The organism is Stenotrophomonas sp. CASM110, from assembly GCF_049384345.1.
GTDB classification, from domain to species: domain Bacteria; phylum Pseudomonadota; class Gammaproteobacteria; order Xanthomonadales; family Xanthomonadaceae; genus Stenotrophomonas; species Stenotrophomonas muris.
In genome coordinates, this window is sequence record NZ_JBMRGI010000014.1 from 20,682 (window position 1) to 38,045 (window position 17,364).

At 61.6% G+C, this 17,364-nt stretch carries 14 protein-coding genes, 1 tRNA gene and 2 pseudogenes; 15 read left to right on the forward strand and 2 right to left on the reverse strand.

What is annotated here, in order from left to right:
- Positions 1 to 127 precede the first annotated feature (127 nt).
- From VG561_RS13405 to VG561_RS13460, 12 genes and pseudogenes are all read left to right on the forward strand, one after another.
- Complete coding sequence (locus VG561_RS13405) at positions 128 to 3,103, forward strand: TonB-dependent receptor (protein ID WP_423179676.1); 2,976 nt, start codon at positions 128 to 130, stop codon at positions 3,101 to 3,103.
- A 65-nt stretch (positions 3,104 to 3,168) separates the two neighbouring features.
- A complete protein-coding gene (locus VG561_RS13410) occupies positions 3,169 to 4,524 on the forward strand; it encodes a Gfo/Idh/MocA family protein (protein ID WP_169411271.1) in 1,356 nt (451 codons plus the stop codon).
- A gap of 315 nt (positions 4,525 to 4,839) precedes the next feature.
- Positions 4,840 to 5,376, forward strand: coding sequence for a hypothetical protein (locus VG561_RS13415; protein ID WP_239508259.1), 537 nt, complete (start codon positions 4,840 to 4,842; stop codon positions 5,374 to 5,376).
- A gap of 562 nt (positions 5,377 to 5,938) precedes the next feature.
- Positions 5,939 to 6,506, forward strand: a pseudogene (locus tag VG561_RS13420) (RHS repeat protein); the annotation flags it as partial.
- 52 nt (positions 6,507 to 6,558) lie between these two features.
- Positions 6,559 to 7,014: a hypothetical protein gene (locus VG561_RS13425; protein WP_164077372.1), complete on the forward strand. Its 456-nt coding sequence runs from the start codon at positions 6,559 to 6,561 to the stop codon at positions 7,012 to 7,014.
- A gap of 262 nt (positions 7,015 to 7,276) precedes the next feature.
- Complete coding sequence (locus VG561_RS13430) at positions 7,277 to 7,654, forward strand: DUF6869 domain-containing protein (RefSeq protein WP_134967363.1); 378 nt, start codon at positions 7,277 to 7,279, stop codon at positions 7,652 to 7,654.
- 673 nt (positions 7,655 to 8,327) lie between these two features.
- Positions 8,328 to 8,624, forward strand: a pseudogene (locus tag VG561_RS13435) (hypothetical protein); the annotation flags it as partial.
- A 773-nt stretch (positions 8,625 to 9,397) separates the two neighbouring features.
- Positions 9,398 to 9,763: a hypothetical protein gene (locus tag VG561_RS13440; RefSeq protein ID WP_111205652.1), complete on the forward strand. Its 366-nt coding sequence runs from the start codon at positions 9,398 to 9,400 to the stop codon at positions 9,761 to 9,763.
- 264 nt (positions 9,764 to 10,027) lie between these two features.
- Positions 10,028 to 10,291 carry a hypothetical protein gene (locus VG561_RS13445; protein WP_164077373.1) on the forward strand — a complete coding sequence of 88 codons (264 nt, stop codon included), beginning with the start codon at positions 10,028 to 10,030 and terminating at the stop codon, positions 10,289 to 10,291.
- Positions 10,292 to 10,854: 563 nt separating this feature from the next.
- Positions 10,855 to 11,352 carry a hypothetical protein gene (locus tag VG561_RS13450; protein ID WP_423179677.1) on the forward strand — a complete coding sequence of 166 codons (498 nt, stop codon included), beginning with the start codon at positions 10,855 to 10,857 and terminating at the stop codon, positions 11,350 to 11,352.
- A gap of 957 nt (positions 11,353 to 12,309) precedes the next feature.
- Positions 12,310 to 12,744 (forward strand): hypothetical protein, encoded by a 435-nt coding sequence (locus VG561_RS13455; RefSeq protein WP_046433006.1) that lies wholly within the window; start codon positions 12,310 to 12,312, stop codon positions 12,742 to 12,744.
- A complete protein-coding gene (locus VG561_RS13460) occupies positions 12,741 to 13,190 on the forward strand; it encodes a hypothetical protein (RefSeq protein WP_053495183.1) in 450 nt (149 codons plus the stop codon). Before VG561_RS13455 ends, VG561_RS13460 begins: the two co-directional genes overlap by 4 nt.
- An 82-nt stretch (positions 13,191 to 13,272) precedes the next feature.
- On the opposite strand, the gene VG561_RS13465 is transcribed toward VG561_RS13460, so the two are convergent.
- A tRNA-Arg gene (locus VG561_RS13465) sits at positions 13,273 to 13,349 on the reverse strand.
- A gap of 149 nt (positions 13,350 to 13,498) precedes the next feature.
- Here VG561_RS13465 and ubiA point away from each other — a divergent pair.
- The 3 genes from ubiA to VG561_RS13480 all read left to right on the forward strand — a co-directional run bounded on the left by ubiA (position 13,499) and on the right by VG561_RS13480 (position 16,630).
- Entirely contained in the window at positions 13,499 to 14,392 is an 894-nt protein-coding gene (gene ubiA / locus VG561_RS13470) for a 4-hydroxybenzoate octaprenyltransferase (RefSeq protein WP_005411493.1), read from the forward strand.
- A 375-nt stretch (positions 14,393 to 14,767) separates the two neighbouring features.
- Positions 14,768 to 16,192 carry a short-chain fatty acid transporter gene (locus VG561_RS13475; RefSeq protein WP_181454184.1) on the forward strand — a complete coding sequence of 475 codons (1,425 nt, stop codon included), beginning with the start codon at positions 14,768 to 14,770 and terminating at the stop codon, positions 16,190 to 16,192.
- 273 nt (positions 16,193 to 16,465) lie between these two features.
- Positions 16,466 to 16,630, forward strand: coding sequence for a hypothetical protein (locus VG561_RS13480; RefSeq protein WP_005414774.1), 165 nt, complete (start codon positions 16,466 to 16,468; stop codon positions 16,628 to 16,630).
- A 54-nt stretch (positions 16,631 to 16,684) separates the two neighbouring features.
- On the opposite strand, the gene VG561_RS13485 is transcribed toward VG561_RS13480, so the two are convergent.
- Positions 16,685 to 17,311 carry a YiiX/YebB-like N1pC/P60 family cysteine hydrolase gene (locus tag VG561_RS13485; protein WP_053495303.1) on the reverse strand — a complete coding sequence of 209 codons (627 nt, stop codon included), beginning with the start codon at positions 17,309 to 17,311 and terminating at the stop codon, positions 16,685 to 16,687.
- Positions 17,312 to 17,364: the final 53 nt, after the last annotated feature.

The window sequence follows — 17,364 nt, forward strand, 5'->3', positions numbered from 1 at the left end:
GTAACACCGCTCCTCCCCCGCCCCATCCCGACTACGGCCCTCATGGCCGTGGCCCGGGAGCGTTTTGCCCGCCGAACGCCCACGCGCTCACTCAGTTGCGCCGCACCCTTGCCAGGAGAGAACCCCGATGTTGCCCGCCCGCCACCACCGCCCCCCCTGCCGCCCGATCGCTCCGCTGACGCTGGCCATTGCCGGCGCGCTGTTCTCGCTTGCCGCTCCTGCCTTCGCCCAGGAGAGCAAGGACAACGCCACCGACCTGGCCCGCATCGAGGTCACCGGCTCCAACATCCGCCGCACCGACGTTGAAACCGCCTCGCCGGTGCAGGTGATCAGCAAGCAGGACATCCAGAACATGGGTGCGCGCACGCTGCTGCAGGTGCTCGACAACCTGCCGGCCGCCCGCCCGGCGCAGCAGGACGCGCGCTCGCTGTTCACCGGTTCCGACGGTGCCTCGCAGGCCAATCTGCGTGGCCTCGGTGCCCAGGGCACGCTGGTGCTGCTGAACGGTCGCCGCCTGTCGTACTACGGTGCACCGGCCGGGTTCCAGACCCAGTTCGTCAACATCGATGCGATCCCGGCGGCGGCCATCGAGCGCATGGAAGTGCTGACCGACGGCGCGTCGGCCGTGTACGGCACCGACGCGGTGGCCGGCGTGATCAACGTGATCACCAAGCGCAACTTCCAGGGTGCCGAGGTCAGCTTCACCAACGACACCTCCTCGCGCATCGATTCCTACGGTGAGCGCCAGGCCAGCATCACCGCCGGCTTCGGTGACCTGGCCGAGAACCGCTTCAATATCTATGGCGCGGTCAACATGTACCGTCGCGACGCGATTCCGCTGAGCGATTTCTACGACAAGCGTCCGGACCAGTACTACGTCAACAACCCGAACTACCTCAACAACCTGCGCCTGGGCGTGGGCAGCAAGCCGGGCGAGTTCAACCCGGGCACCTACTTCGCCTTCGATCCGGTCACCGGCCGCCGCGTGCAGGAAGCTGCGCCGGGCTGCAGGAACGTGCTGACCAGTGAAGCGGCCGGCCCGCGTTGCGTCTGGGAAACCTGGATGAACAACGAGATCGATGCGGGCGCCAAGTCCGAGCGCAACACCGCCTACCTCAACGGCACCTTCCTGGTCGGTGACAACACCGAGATCTTCGCCGAGGCGACCTATACCGACATCGACCTGCGCGCCAACGGCGGCACGCCGCGCACCTATGGCACCACGACCGGCAACCCGACCAGCTGGTTCTCGCGCAACACCGGCAACACCGTCAACCAGTTCCTGTACCCGTTCCTGGGCCCCAACAACGAATACAACCATGCCAGTCCGCAGTTGAAGGCCATGATGGGCGGGGTGGTTGGCCTGAACTACCTGCTGCAGGATGCCGGTCCGAACTACTTCGGCCAGCGCAACACCGACAAGAGCTACCGCGTGCTGGCCGGTGCGCGTGGCAACCGGGGCGACTGGAACTGGGAAACCGCATTCGCCAGCGCGGGTACCCACTCCACCACCTACCAGACGATCAACGTCAACACCAAGGGCTTCGAGAAGGCCTTCGGCCCATACACGATCGATCCGGGCACCGGTCGGGTGATCATCTCCGATCACCCGGCTTACAAGTTCGGCGAGATCAGCGACGCCAACGCCGCGCTGATCCGTGAAGCGTTCCCGACCTTCGACATCCAGTCGTGGACCCGCCTGCATACCCTGGACGGCAAGATCGAAGGACCGCTGTTCCAGCTGCCAGCCGGCGAGATGCGCGCCGCGTTCGGTTTCAACGCCAGCCGTGAGACCTTCTACACCCCGGGCAACGCCGATGCGGCCAATGGCCTGATCACCCAGCAGGGCGGCTCGTGGTTCGACGGCAAGCGCAACACCTACGCGCTGTTCGCCGAGACCGTGGCGCCGATCACCGACAAGCTGGAACTGGATGCGGCGGTGCGCGTGGACAAGTACCCGAACTTCAGCGCCAACATCGCGCCGAAGATAGGCTTCAAGTACCAGGCGTTCGATCAGCTGATGCTGCGCGGCACCTATTCCACCGGCTTCCGCGCACCGAGCCTGGCCGAGTCCGGCAACGGCGGCGTGTTCGCCCAGCTCGGTGGCTTCCGTGACGAACTGCGCTGCGGCGAGACCAACGCCATCGCCAACCTGCTGCTGAAGTCGCAGCGGCCGGGCGATGTCGATCTGGGCAAGAGCCTGCTGAACGTCGATTGCAGCCGCACCGTGGCGCGCATGACCCAGCCGAACAAGGACCTGAAGCCGGAGAAGGCGAAGATCGCCACCCTCGGCTTTGTCTACGAGCCGGCCAGCTGGCTGTCGGTGTCGGCCGACTACTGGTTCATCTACCGCAACAACGAAATCGTCGCGCCGGACTATCGCCGCATGGAAGACATCATCTCGATGTCGCGCTCGCCGATCACCGACAGTGACCGCGCCAACCTGGCGCAGCTGGCGGCGATGTGCGCCGATCCGGCCAGCGGTGTGAGCTGCCCGGCCACCCTGCCGGGCTACTCCGCCGGCAACGTGGCCAGCGTGGTGGGCCAGTACAAGAACCGCGGCAAGACCCTGATCGACGGCTTCGACATCGACGCGCGCAGCCGCTTCTCGCTGGGTGACTGGGGCAACCTGAACATCGGCCTGGCCGCCACCATCGCCAACCGCAACCGCTTCTACATGGATGCCGAGAACGGCTGGTACTACGGCGATGTGGTGGGCTACTACAACAACCCGCGCCTGCGTGCCACGCTCAATGCCGACTGGACCTACAAGCAGGTGACCACCAGCATGTTCGTCAACTATGTCGGCGGCACCAAGTGGGCCACCGACCAGGTCGACGAAGAGAGCAACAACAAGGAAACCTGCACCGGCGGCTACCTGGCCCTGCAGAAGAGCAAGTGCGATGGTGCACCGTCGTGGTGGACCGCCAACATGAGCGTCACCTGGCGCCCGGACGATGCGTGGAACCTGAGCTTCACCGTCAAGAACCTGTTCAACCGCCTGCCGTTCTACGATCCGAACAGCTTCCTGGGTGACTCCAGTGACTACGCAACCATCTTCGGTCGTGGTTACAGTGTGACCATCGGCTACCGGTTCAAGTAATTCCGTTTGCGTGACCTGGCGTGCCGGCTGCGGCCGGCACGCTGCCAAGAGGAGAGATGTTTGCCATGAAGCGTAGGGAATTCATCGCGGCCAGTGCCGCTGTTGCCGCCAGCAGCCTGCTGCCGCAGACCCCCGCCTGGGCACGCGGACGCAAGGTGCGTCTGGCCATGATCGGCACCGGCATGCGCGGGCTGGTGCTGCTGAAGGAGCTGGTGCGTCGCGACGACGTCGAAGTGGTTGCCCTGTGCGACATCGAGCCGATCATGCTGGGCCGTGCCACAGAGATGGTGGCGAAGGCCGGCAAGCCCGCGCCGAAGACCTATGGCCAGGACCGCGACACCAACGCGTGGAAGCGCCTGCTGGAACAGAAGGGCATCGATGGCGTGATCATCGCCACGCCGTGGGAATACCACGCACCGATGTCGATAGCCGCGATGCAGGCCGGCGTGGCCGTCGGCTGCGAAGTGGTGGCCGGCATCACCCTGCAGGACCACTGGGACGTGCTGAAGACCCAGCTGAGCACCGGCACCCCGTACATGCTGCTGGAGAACGTCTGCTACCGTCGCGACGTGATGGCGGCGTTGCAGATGGTGCGCCAGGGGCTGTTCGGCGAACTGGTGCATCTGCAGGCCGGCTACCAGCACGACCTGCGCGGCGTGAAGTTCAATTCCGGCGATCCCAACCAGCCCTACGACAGCGGCGTGGAGTTCGGTCCCAAGGGCTGGAGCGAAGCACGCTGGCGCACCGAGCATTCGGTGGAGCGCAACGGCGAGCTGTATCCCAGTCACGGCATCGGCCCGTGCGCGATGTACACCGGCATCAACCGTGGCAACCGCTTCACCCACATCAACGCCTTCGCGACCAAGGCACGCGGCCTGCACGAATACACCGTGGCCAAGAGTGGCGGCACCACCCACCCCAGCACCAAGGTGAAGTTCAAGCTCGGCGACATCGTGACCACCACGCTGGCCTGCGAGAACGGCGAGACCATCCTGCTGCAGCACGACACCTCGCTGCCGCGCCCGTATTCAATGGGTTTCCGTGTGCAAGGCACCAAGGGCCTGTGGATGGATGTGAACCATTCGATCCACATCGAAGGCCGCAGCCCGCCGCACCAGTGGGAAGAGTTCAAGAAGTACCAGGACGAGTACGAGCACCCGCTGTGGAAACAGAATGCCGACACTGCCGCCAGTGCCGGCCATGGTGGCATGGACTGGTTCGTCATCCATGCATTTGTGGAAGCGCTGAAGGCCAAGGCACCGATGCCGATCGACATCTACGACGCGGTGACCTGGAGTGCGATTACCCCGTTGAGCGAGCAGTCGATCGCCAACGGCTTCCAGACGCTGGAGTTCCCGGACTTTACTGCTGGTGCGTGGAAGACGCGCAAGCCGATCTTCGCGTTCGACGGGAAGTACTGAGGTTTATCCCTTCCCTGCTGTGATGGAAACGCCGGGCCATGCCCGGCGTTTCTGTTTCTGTGGGCATTCGCCTTGTAGAGCCGAGCCCACGCCCGGCTGCTTGTGCGGTCGGCCGCTCGCTTTATCAGAAAACTCTGAAATCCGACCCACTCCACAGTTTCTGACTTGAATGTGTAAACCACATCGGAGATAACGTCCTCCATGCGGTCAGGCCGCATTCCGGACCAGGGACGATCCGAAGCATGACGTGGCGAGGCATTAGCCCCACGTTCTCGTTCCTGCCGGTGCTGCGTTCGTCCAGGAAGGAGAACAGGGATGTTGGAACGACTGAAGACCATTTCGTGTGCCGCACTGGCGATGATCGCGCTAGGGAGCTTGGCTCCTTGGGCTGCGCAGGCGCAGGAGGTGCAGAAGAAGTGGGAGAGCTACCTGTCGATGGGCCAGCCGCGAGCCACCGAAGCGGCGGTGCAGAAGGACATCAAGTCGCTCTTTTCCCAGTACGAAAAGGACAAACCCTTCGATTGGCATGTCAAACGCCAACGCGTCCTTGGAAAGAAGGTCATCTACGACTACCGGGTGAGACCCGAGAAGATCGTTACTACCGACTGGGTCTACATCCACTCAGGGCAGGAGTACTCCTCCGAAGATCAGATTCGTAGCGTGATCCTCGCCACCCGCGTCAGCGACCCGCGGGCGGTGGGGCGTATCTTGGCGCAGGGACGTCAGCCAATGCTTCGAAGAGCTCAGGGCCGCTGCCAAAGAAATCTTGGGGCGTCTATCGATACTCTGAAATGGCGGGCGGTTGGGGGCCATCGATTGGCGGCTCCATTCAAGGTTCAGATAATCTTATGAAGGGCAATAAGGACGGTGATAATTGGGCGTGGTTTCGTCGCCTGTTCTCACTGGACGATATGGGAAGAGATAAGGTGGGTGGTGGATCCCTTTCTGTTCCTCCGCTGCCTGGAGTTGGGTTTGGCGTCATGTCGGGATCTGGTTACACAGTTTCTGGGCAGATAGCTACGCCGACTGGAAATGGGTGCGGGTGTCCTTGAGATGAATAAATACAATCGATTCCTTCGGGCTTACTACATCATGTTCTTCTGGGCACTCAGGCTAGTTGCTTGCCTTGCAGCTGCCGTGAATATAGTAATCCTTGCTTTTGTGCTGATTGATCTTGCTGATGGAGGCCGAGACTATGGATTTACGGGCTTGGCGTTTGTCGCTTTCTCTCTTTGCATAGCTTTTGCCATGTGGAAAATCGGGTCTGTCGGCCTGCTCCGTCTCCGGCAAGCGAAGGAGTCATAGATCTTGCGAGGTCGTCGGTCGCGGGAGCGAGTGTGAGGGCTTTAGGCCAGCGCGCCCGTGTCGTGATCGCCTTCCACAGCTGCGATGCGCTTGCCTGTCGAATCCTCCGGATATGGGCTATAGCTGTGACGTAGCACCCGCTGCCTGGGCCGCAGACAAGCGGCTTCGCCAAGGGGCGTCTGGGGCAGGTGCTGCACGCCAATGGCTGCACCCACTACTGCCACGACCGCTTCGGCCAGGTCACCCGCAAGGTGCAGACCGTCAACGGCGTTGCCAGCACGCTGCGCTATGCCTACAGCAAGGCGGGCCGCCTGGCCGCGCTGACCTACCCGGGTGGCAGCGTGGCCGACTACGTGCGCGATACCCAGGGCCGCATCAGCCAGATCGGCCTGACCCGGCCCGGCCAGGCGCGCCAGTTCGTGGGGAACAACGTGACCTACGCGGCCTTCGGTCCGGCCACTGGCTGGACATATGGCAACGGCCGCCAGCTGCAGCGTCCGCTGGATCTGGATTATTGCCCGCAGGCGGTGCATGACCCGGCCGCCGGTGGCCTGTCGCTGGGCTATGGCTATGATCCCGTCGGTTCGATCACCGAGCTGAAGAACGGCACAGGCTCGACGGCGCTGGCCAAGTACGCCTATGACGCGCTGGGTCGCCTGACCCAGACCCAAGACGGATAAAAAGCAATCCTGGAGAGTGGGTGAATTTCATGAAAGAGGGTGGGGTCAAATGAGCATGTTCAAGAAGACTGGTCTTCTCCTGTATCTGGTGGGTGCAGGGTATGTAAATGCGCAGGTGCCCCCTCAGCCGGAAAGGCCGGTGGTTGAGCTTGACGGCTCGATCGCGACGGATAGTGGCGCTGAGCTTGATGATAAGCAGCTACTTGCGTTGACTGGCCGCGCAGACGCGGGCGACGCTGAGGCAGCGTTTCGAATCTCACGCCACTTTGAGGGCAGAGGCACGGCTGGCAGCTCCCACATGTGGCTTGTCTATGCCGCAGCACTGGGGCACCCGATTGCACAGTACAACGTGTTCTTCATGTTGAAGGACAAGAAGGACTGCGCGTCATCAAGTGAGGCATACGCATGGCTCAAGAGTGCCGCGTTGAAGGGGGTGAGAGCCGCGGACTCTGAACTTGAGCGAGCGGCCCGCATAGCAGCTCAACGATGCGGTAGTAAACGATAGGGAGAGAGAGGTCACTTGCCGATTGAGGGCTAGCAACGTCCAGCTACCCACTAAGTCCCCAGGCTCACATGGTGCGCAGAGGATGGGCGTGGGCTTCCGGCTACCGGTCGTATGTCAATAGATGGGCATGTGCAGCAACTTCAAAACAAGCAGGCGCGGTTGAGGCGATTGCTTGCTGATTCTGCAGCAAAGCGCTGTGCAGGTTATAGCAATGAGGCTTGGCAATGGGTGACTATGGCTCAACCAATTTGAGATATACATAATGTTTGATAAAGAGCGCGTGGAAAAAATAGCTGAAGCTTGGGTCAATTTTAATCGGCTCGCAATCGATGCGATTGAGCGGGATCCGCTCACAGGCGGGCTGGATGAAGTTGATGACATCATCCAGCGAGATCCTGGCGAAGGTTGGAAATTCATTGAGGCTGTCAGGCGGATGGATGTAGATGCGCACCTACTTTCCAATCTTGCTGCCGGACCTTTGGAGGACTACCTGGTTGCCCACGGCGAAACCGAGATCGAGAGGGTTGAACGCTTGGCAAAACACGACCCGTCTCTTCGGGATCTCCTCGCTCAGACGTGGAAGAACTCGATGTCGGATGAGGTGTGGCGGCGGGTACAACGTGCTGCCACATCAGGTTAGGCTGCCATGGGTAACGCTCGAACGCCTTATGACTACGCTTGGCAGCTTCGCTATCGGCATGGCCCGCGAGGCCGCAGGGGGAGTGCAGTGCAATAAGTCATAACTGCGGGAGGCCGTTGCGGAAGTGCATGCGGGAGATTGGCAAGGAGCTTCAGCCCGCGAAAATGAATCTTCCGGAATCAATAAACCACCTGCTTTGGTGGATGTCTGATGACTCAACCATTCAGCGCGGGCAAAGATGATGAAATTTATTCCTATTATTTTTATCTGCTCAGTCTTCACTATCACCTCTTGCGATCGCAAGGGCAGGGAAGTTGTGCCGGAGGGCGTGATCGAAGTCTATGATTCGGCAGAGGGGGGTGCCGTAATTGGTACAAGTACTACTCCGGTTCCGGTTGTTGGATATGTCTATCCGGACAAGACTCGTTACGTGCTGAAGGTTTGCCATCTGGGTCACATAGGATATGTGCGGGATGGAATACGGGAGCTAAGGGCAGCAGTAAACCCGAGGTCATGCTGCCCGGAAACCGCGAGGAGCGCGGACTAGAGTTAACTAAACGAGGCGAAACTGAGATCATCAAGTTGGAGACTGTGGCGAAACAGGAGCTGCCACTGCGTGAATTACCTAGTTGGATGTGGGCCAGGGCGTACCCCAGCCAGGTTGGGAAGACACAGTGATGGCAGGGCACCTCGGAGCGGTCCCGCAACCGGCCATCGTGACTGCGGTGGATGGCGAAGCGCGCAACCATGACGCAGTGGGCAATACCACCAGCACCGGCAGCTACAACCACCGCGGTGACGCGTACTGTGTACTCAGGCTAGTGGCGCAGCACAGATCACGTTGTACGACGAGGCTGGGTAGTGGCTGGGGAACTATTCGGGCACGGGCCAAGCGCAACGGCAGGCCATCTGGCTGGACAACTACCCGGTGGCGTTGATCAATGTGCCGGGCCCCGGTATACCGGAGCTAGATCAGCACTTTCGGATACGCAGGTGGCGTCCCGTCGTCTTTGGTAGATCAACTTGGTATGTGTCCCTGCGACGAGTGCGTTGACTACCTAAGCATAACGTTCGGTGTGGCAGGCCTCACCTTTGGAGGCTTGGAAGCTGTGAATGGCGCAGGAGTCACCATTGCCGGTGTTTTGTCTCTGCAGCCCGAAGTTGCAATCCCCGGATTTCTGGTAATGGTGAATGGTGTGGCAACGGCGTACGATGGAGTATCAGCGATACAAACCGCACAGGATGGAAAGGGAAGAGAATCCACCTACACCGAGGCGGCGGGGGATTGCTGTGGTATTTGGCGCGAATGCGGGAGAGCTGTTGTCATTCGGCTTCACATTGAGCAGTTGCCTTCAGGTCACACCAGAACTGCTGCAACGCGTAGCTACTGACAAGGATGCCATGAAGGTGGTGAAGGATGTTTGGGGTGGGTCTGGGTGCAATTGCAGATAATTGAGATGATATGCATATGCGCAATAGAATACTGAATTGGCTCGGTTTGCTGTTTTTTTCGCTAATTTTTCTGAGGTCATCGTCCTATCTCGCATTGAAGGTGTATGCGATTGGTCACCTTGAGAGGGGCGATTATTTTGTAATGTTGCCTCTGGCGCTGGGTTCGCTCCTGATCTGCGGCATGTTTGTGGCAATTGTTCTTAAGAACGTAAAATCCAATCAATAGATTCCACCTGGAAGTTCACGCGCGACGTATGGATCCGTCAAGTGATTGGCCAAGGAGATGAGCCGATGGGTATCACTATCCATGATTTCAAGATGACCGGAATTCGTCTTGATCCGGTGTCCGGAGTGACTGTTTCTCTGTTTGATGACTCTGTGCAGGGATCCTATGATTTGGTCTTTGGCCGAGTCAGGAAGGCGAGCATTGATGGCTTCTCTAGCCAGAATGTCGTACTCGATCTCAAGGTCTTCCATCGAAAGGATGATTCCTTTGAATTCCAGCGGTGTTGCTTTCTCCTTGGTCTAGACCCAGTGGCTGCCCGGGAAATTGTCGATGGCGACACCTTGGTCTTCATTGAGGCCTCTGTCGGCGCAGAAATTGCACTTCTAGTAGAGGGGACTTGGGAAAGCCGGTTGATCCCGGTCAAATCATGATTCTTGATCTGTCGAATGCATCGCTCCAAGACGCACGCACCGCCTGGCTTGTAGGTCGACAGGGATCTGACAGAGAGATGGATTACAGGACGGATCACCATCGGGCCAACGCAATGGGCTCTACCGTGCGTGCAGCCCGATGAACATCATCGATCCTGTACTCAGCGAACTGCTTTCCCGGCTCGGTGTCGACACTGACTTCGGCGACGCGGTGCTGACTTGTCCGGAGACCCAAGGGCCTATGAGGACACGCCCCTGCATGTGGTGGCCTATTACAACGATGTGGCCCTCCGCAGCGCATTGATGCCCTTCGTGACCAACATCGATGTGCGTGGTGATCTTGATCTGACGCCGCTGGCAAGTGCGGTGGCACATGGCAGCGTCGCGGCAGCGGCTTATCTCCTCTGGTGTGGTGCAGACCCGCACGCAGGGAATGAGCTTGATCGGACACCACTGGAAATGATGTGCCAGGACCCGAGGTTTGATGATGCGGTGCGTATGGTCGACACCGCAGATGGAGCCTGGTGATGGAAACTTCTGAAAAGAGGTTCTACCGATGCGCCTGATGACCTTCATCTGCCCACTTTGTGGCGCTAGCGGGCAGCGCTTTCCGCTGCGATCTGCTGGAAAGCGTCAAGCGAAGACGTCCTGCCGGGGGTGTCACGTCGAGCTTCGTTCAGACCCGCGGTTGGGCACGTACACGTTCTATCTTCTGTACGCACAGGTCATCATCCTGGTGGCGGCATTGCCGCTGGTCGGGGCCGGTGTCGCGGGTGAATGGGCACGGCTGGGAATGATCTGTCTGGTAGTGCTGGTGCTGTGCTGGTTCCCCGGCGTGATCAGGCACGCACGAAGTCCGATCGTGCGCGCTTGCCGGGATCCCGATTACAGTTATGCGCGCAGGCCGGGTGTTTCGACTACGCACGCTGCCGCAAACCCGGGGCAGAGTAGCGACACGCCAAGCGCCAGCCCATGATAGGGAAGTCAAGAAATGACATGCCATCTTGGGCACGAGGTACAAATCATAGATCATTTTGCAGAACGGGTTGCAGATGATAATTAGCATTTGGCCGGCCCTTTCTGGGGCTTTCATGTCTATGCCGAAGGCTGGTATCTTGCGTGCAGCGGTGCTGCTCTTGCCAATGCTAGGGGGCTGCAGCATTCACCAGTTTCAACATACGGAATGGAAGTCGGACTGGGTAGATGTTTCGTCCGATGCGATTTTCCCTAGCAATTCAACGACTCTGCCGCTTGACCGCATTTCCATACTTGATCCTGATAGTGAAGCAGCCATTGCGGAGTGGATGTTGGAGCATTCGCTGGCCGTGGTATCGGCATCAGAGGTTGAAGGGAAGATCGGTCCAATGCCGTTGAGTGACCTGAAGCCAGCGGCCGGGGAGAGCGTCTATCTCGTCAGGGCCGCTTCGGATGAAGGTAGGGGCAAGTTCATCGGCTACGTCAACGACAAGGGACTTCTCATCCTGTACGGGGTGATGGGGGGCTGCGGTGAGCAGAAGCAACGGGTGGTTGCCGTGAGCCTTCGGGAGAAGCCCGCCAACGTATTCGGTCGATGCTCGGCGGCGCTATAGTGCGCTGAAGCGCCGAGCTCCGCCTACTGCCTGGCGGATGACGCCAGGTGTGCGACCAATGGCGCGCTCAGCAACCGCAAGGGAGATCGGCGCAGCGCGACCAATGCGTTCGAGCAGATCGTTCTGGGGAGGTAATGGAAAACAGTCAAAGGAAATCGGGGTTGCTCAAGAGTTCTCTCGATGCCAAAGGCTTCTTCCTGCGCGCTTTGTCTGTCGCGTCCGTCTGTGTGCTCGCCCTGAGCGCATGCGAGAATGACCGCTTAGGGGAGCTGCAGCTGAAACCCATCTACGCGGAACTGAGTAGTGCGTATTACGGTGGGATGTGCGAGGGTGCAGCCGGTCCAGACGCCAGTATCGAGAAGGTTCGTGCGGTGCGCATTGGTACGATCGCTGGTGATTGCGCAGTGCTCTATTTGGACGGAGTAGATAGGAAGGGTGAGCCCGTGATCTATGGAGCGAAAACTGGGGATCGGCCTGAATGTGCTGGATTGATACGGAAGCTCGAAGTCGGACGGGCAAGTGCGGCAGTTCTCGGCAGGGCGCGGGAAATATGCAGATAGTGATTTTCAGATATTCTCCGTATGACCTCCACTGTTGGGGGGGCGCAGATGCCCGCTGTGGGCCGGCAGTCGCAATCTTCTTCTCAGTGCCAGCCTGGCCTTAAGAAACTCGAATTCGGCGTCTATTATGAAGATGAATTTGGATACCTTGGAAAAGGTCTCATCAATATTGTTCGACGCGCTCCGCTCCAGGGGCTTGCAAGAGAACTGGCCGCACTGTTCAGGAGGTATCGGATTCCACTGGCCCAGCTGCGAACGCTGGAGGCAGGCAGGTACTCTCGAGCGCTGCGCGATGCGTTGCGCGAGTAGGGCGCCAAGCGGGAGGCAAGGTGCATGAGCTCCCGCACTCCTCCACAAAAGAACGCGATCGGTCTGCACGCCCTCGGAGAGGTACAAGATGAAAGCCAGGCAGATTCTTCGGTACGGGCTGGCCTACGCGGTGTCGTGTGGAGCACTCTGGCTGTTCCTGCACTTTGTGGGCAGGGCGCTTTACGCCTTCGACTCACATCAGGTTTTCTTCTGGCTGTATGCCGTCAGCCTTCTGTTGCTGGGAATTGGCGCACGAGTTCCCGCCGCGGGCCGCCTGACGATCAAGCGGCTTGCCAAGGGGGCAGGCCTAGGGCTGCTCGCGGGCCTTCTGGCCCAGGTCGTGGTGCTTGTACTGGAAGCCTATAGATTCAGCGGATTCAGGCCATCGCTGCTCTGGCAGGTACCGGTTTCGCTGACGGTGATGAGCGTCGTGCTGCTCACGCCGCTCTGGGGCGCAGTGCTGGTTGCCCTCACTGCCGCTTGCCGCCGCGACAACAACCCACATCAGGCCTCGAACCCATGAAGCGCCTGACTGCCTTTTGCCTCGTGGTTGCACTGACATCCTGTGCGGCGCATCCGAACCGCACCACGAAGTGTCCACCGGCCCATTTCACCTACGTCGGCACCGAGAGAGTCGACGGACTGACCTACGGGCGCTTCCAGATCACCCACAACGCTGATCAGCCGCTTCAGCTGTGGGTGGATGAGAGACGCAGGTTGAACTCAAGGACCGCTCGCGCAGAGATGAGGCGTAAAGGCGAGGATGCCTGGCGACCTTACAACGTGATCCTTGAGGAAATCACACCGGGAGCGATCGGGCTGTCGATCGGGCAGGGTGAACAGCAGAGCGTTTTGTTCGATGGTGATGGCGTGTTCCTGCCCGGCCAATCCAGCGCGGGTGAGGAGTACTCCATGGTGGTACGGGATGCAGCCGGTTGCGAGCATCGCTCGGCAACGTTCATTCCCTGACATTCCTGGCGACGTGCCGGACACCTCGCGACATCGCAGCATCGCCCAGTTGGGACACTGCGTACAGGCAATGAAGGAAAAATGGCGCGCCCGGAGGGATTCGAACCCCCGACCAATGGCTTCGGAAGCCACTACTCTATCCGGCTGAGCTACGGGCGCGTTGTAGAACCGCCGCGCCGTCGGCCGGTGCCGGGGCGGGCATCGCAGCGCCATGAAGCGGTGCGGGACCGGCATTCTATCCAGTTTCGCCGAACAAATCTCCCCCCACGGGCAAAGCCGTGCCGGAGGGGCAGGAGTATCCTATCGCCATGGCTGATACCCCCCTCACTTCGCCGCAGTCGCCGGCGACGCCGCGTTGGCGGCATTACTGGAGTCTGATGCGCGCTGATCGCCCGATCGGCACGCTGCTGCTGCTGTGGCCCACCTGGTGGGCGTTGTGGCTGGCCGCGGGCGGCCTGCCGCCGCTGTGGACGCTGTTCGTGTTCACCGCCGGCGTGTGGCTGACCCGCTCGGCCGGTTGCGTCATCAACGACTACGCCGACCGCTGGCTCGACCCGCATGTGGAGCGCACCAAGGCGCGCCCGCTGGCCACCGGTGCGATCAGCGGCCGCGCCGCGCTGGCGCTGTTCGCCGTACTGATGCTGGTGGCGTTCGGCCTGGTGCTGACCCTGAACGGGCTGACCATCGGCCTGAGCTTCATCGGCGTGTTCCTGGCTGCCAGCTATCCGTACCTGAAGCGCTACACCCATCTGCCGCAGGTCTACCTGGGAATGTCGTTCGGCTGGGGCATCCCGATGGCGTTCGCCGCCGTGCAGGGCGAGGTGCCGATGCTGGGCTGGCTGCTGTATGCCGGCAACATCCTGTGGTCCACCGCCTACGACACCTGGTACGCCATGGTCGACCGCGAGGACGACCTGAAGATGGGCTCGCACTCCACCGCGATCCTGTTCGGTGATCTCGACCTGGTCATCCAGGGCGTGCTGTACGCACTGTTCCTGGCCACGATGGCGCTGGTCGGCGTGCGCGGCGGGCTGGGCGGGTACTACCTGGCCGGCGTGGCCGTGGCCACCGCGCTGGTGGTGTACGAGTTCTGGATCTGCCGCAACCGCGAACGCGGCCCGTGCTTCAAGGCGTTCCTGCACAACAACTGGGTGGGTGCCGCGCTGTTTGCCGGCATCGCCGTGGACCTGGCGCTGCGTTGATCCCAAGGCCTGGTAGAGCCGGCCGCTGGCCGGCTGCGCCCGTGCGCGATCCCGAAGTTGCCGGCCAGCGGCCGGCACTACCGCCTTCCACCACCTGCGGTGATGCTTGGATCTGGTAGAGCCGGCCGCTGGCCGGCTGCACCCGTGCGCGATCCCGAGGTTGCCGGCCAGCGGCCGGCACCACCGCCTTCCACCACCTGCGATGATGCCTGGATCTGGTAGAGCCGGCCGCTGGCCGGCTGCACGACCATCCCGATTGGGAAATTGCCGGCCAGCGGCCGGCACTACCGTTCTGTGCCGCCTACGACCAATAGGTGGCTGACAGCCCGCACCCCACCGCCCAGAATCGGGCCATCGAACCTGGGAGGGTAGGCGATGGCCTCTACGGCAGCAGTACAGGACGGCTGGATGGCGCGCGCAGCGCTGCGTTCGGCCGCCTGGGCGGAAAAGTGGTTCCCCGACGCGTATGTGTTCGCGGTGCTGGGCGTGGTCATCGTCGCGCTGGCCGCGATGGGCTTCGGCTCGACCCCGCAGGCCACCGCCAGCGCCTTCGGTGACGGCTTCTGGAGCCTGATTCCCTTCACCATGCAGATGGCCTTCGTGGTCATCGGTGGCTACGCCGTGGCGACGGCGCCGGTGGTCGCACGCTTCATCGATTTCCTCGCCCGGGTGCCGCGTACCGGCCGCGGTGCGGTGGTGTACGTGGGCCTGGTCAGCATGCTCGCCTCGCTGCTCAGCTGGGGGTTCTCGCTGGTGTTCGGTGGCCTGCTGGTGCGTGCGCTGGCCCGTCGTACCGAACTGCGCATGGACTACCGCGCCGCCGGTGCTTCGGCGTACCTCGGCCTGGGTGCGGTGTGGGCAATGGGGCTCAGTTCCTCGGCCGCACAGCTGCAGGCCAACCCGGCCAGCATGCCGCCGGGGCTGGTGGAGATCACCGGCGTGCTGCCGTTCACCGAAACCATCTTCCTGTGGCAGTCGATCGCGCTGACCTCGGTGCTGATCCTGGTCTCGCTGCTGATCGCCTGGCTGACGGCACCCGCGGCGGGTAGTGCGCGTACCGCCGAGGCGTTCCCCGGTGCTGCACAGGCCGAGCCGGAACCGCTGCAGCGACGCACGCGCCCGGGCGAATGGCTGGAATACAGCCCCCTCCTGACCGTGCTGCTCTCGCTGCTGGCGTTCGGCTGGCTGTTCAACGAGTTCGCCAACAAGCCGGTGATCACCGCCATCGCCAACCTCAATACCTACAACTTCCTGTTCATCTCGTTGGGCCTGCTGCTGCACTGGCGCCCGCGCAGCTTCCTCAACGCGGTGGCCAAGGCGGTGCCGAGTACCACCGGCGTGCTGATCCAGTTCCCGCTGTACGGCGGCATCGCGATGATCCTCACCCACGCCGCTGGCGGTGACGGGCAGACCCTGGCGCACCGGCTGTCGAGCCTGTTCGTGCACGTGGCCAGCACCGATTCGTTCGCGCTGGTGATGGGCGTCTATTCGGCCGTGCTGGGCTTCTTCGTGCCGTCCGGTGGCGGCAAGTGGATCATCGAGGCGCCGTACGTGATGCAGGCCGCCAACGAACTGAAGGCGCACCTGGGCTGGGCGGTGCAGGTCTACAACGCGGCCGAAGCCCTGCCCAACCTGATCAACCCGTTCTGGATGCTGCCGCTGCTGGGCGTGCTGGGCCTGAAGGCACGCGACATCGTGGGCTTCACCTTCATCCAATTGCTGGTGCACATCCCGCTGGTGCTGGGCCTGTTGTGGCTGCTGGGCATGACCCTGGCGTATGTGCCACCGGTGATGCCATGAATGCAGAGCTGTCTTCCCTGCACGCGCCGGGAAACCAGCCTCGTTCAGCGCGTGTTTCCGGCTGCGAGCGCCATGAATACGAGCAACGCTGAGGATGGCATGAGGACATGCCGAACCCGCATGAATCCTTCAGCGGCTTGTGCCGCAAGGACTTTCGCGTGTTCATTCACGCGCGTACACACAGGTGTAGCCGTCCGCCAACGCGCGATTAACTCTTCGCTGCAGACGATGGCCCCGTCCACCGCATTCCGCGCGTGGCTTTGGAGATCGGACATGGCACAGCAGAACCAGAACCCGAACCAGAAGCAGCAGGGCCAGCAGAACCAGCAGGATCAGCAGCAGGGCCGTGGCCGCGACCAGCAGCAGCAACAGCAGCAGGAACAGCAGCAGCGCAACCAGCGCAATCAGCAGCAAGGTGGGCAGGACGAGGAAGAGTGACGTCGGTACCCACCCTGGGCAACCCCCGAAGCCCCGCCGCGCGCGGGGCTTCGCTTATTCCAGCACGCCGATGCGTTGCAGCACCGGCGCGGCCGACATGTCATTGGGATTGGTGCCGGGCTGATCCTGCGGCACCTCCATGCCCATGCCGCGGTACAGATCGACCCAATGCTGTGCGATCTGCCCGGTCTGCGGATTGCGGAAGTTCATCGGCTGCAGCGCGAACACATGGTGCGCACGGAACGCACGCTCGATGAAGTCGGAACAGTAGTAGCTGTCCTCGTTCAACACATACGACGTGTTGTACGGCTTGCCCAGCATCATGCGCGCGGTGGCGACCGCATCCTTGATCGCCGCCTGCTGCGGTGCCCGCAGGCGATAGACCACGATCTGCCGCTGCTTGGCCCGGGCGTCCTGGCGGAACTCGACCAGCGATTGCCGGCGCGATCCTTTCTCGTCCGCATGCAATACCTCCCAGCCCTTCGGCGTGGAAGCGACCAAGGCGACGTGATCGAAGCTGGGCGCGCCCTGCTTGCCGGTGGCATCGTCGATGGCCGCACTGAGGCCGCTGCGGCCGGCGGTGACGAACAGCAGATCGCCTTCGTGGACATCGACGGCCATCGCCAGCGCTGGCCACAGGGCGGGCAACAGCAGGCCGATCATGAGCAGGAGGCGACGCATGGAGAGTCTCGGACAGGCGGAGTGCCGGAATTGTAGGGCGCGCGGTAGCATGG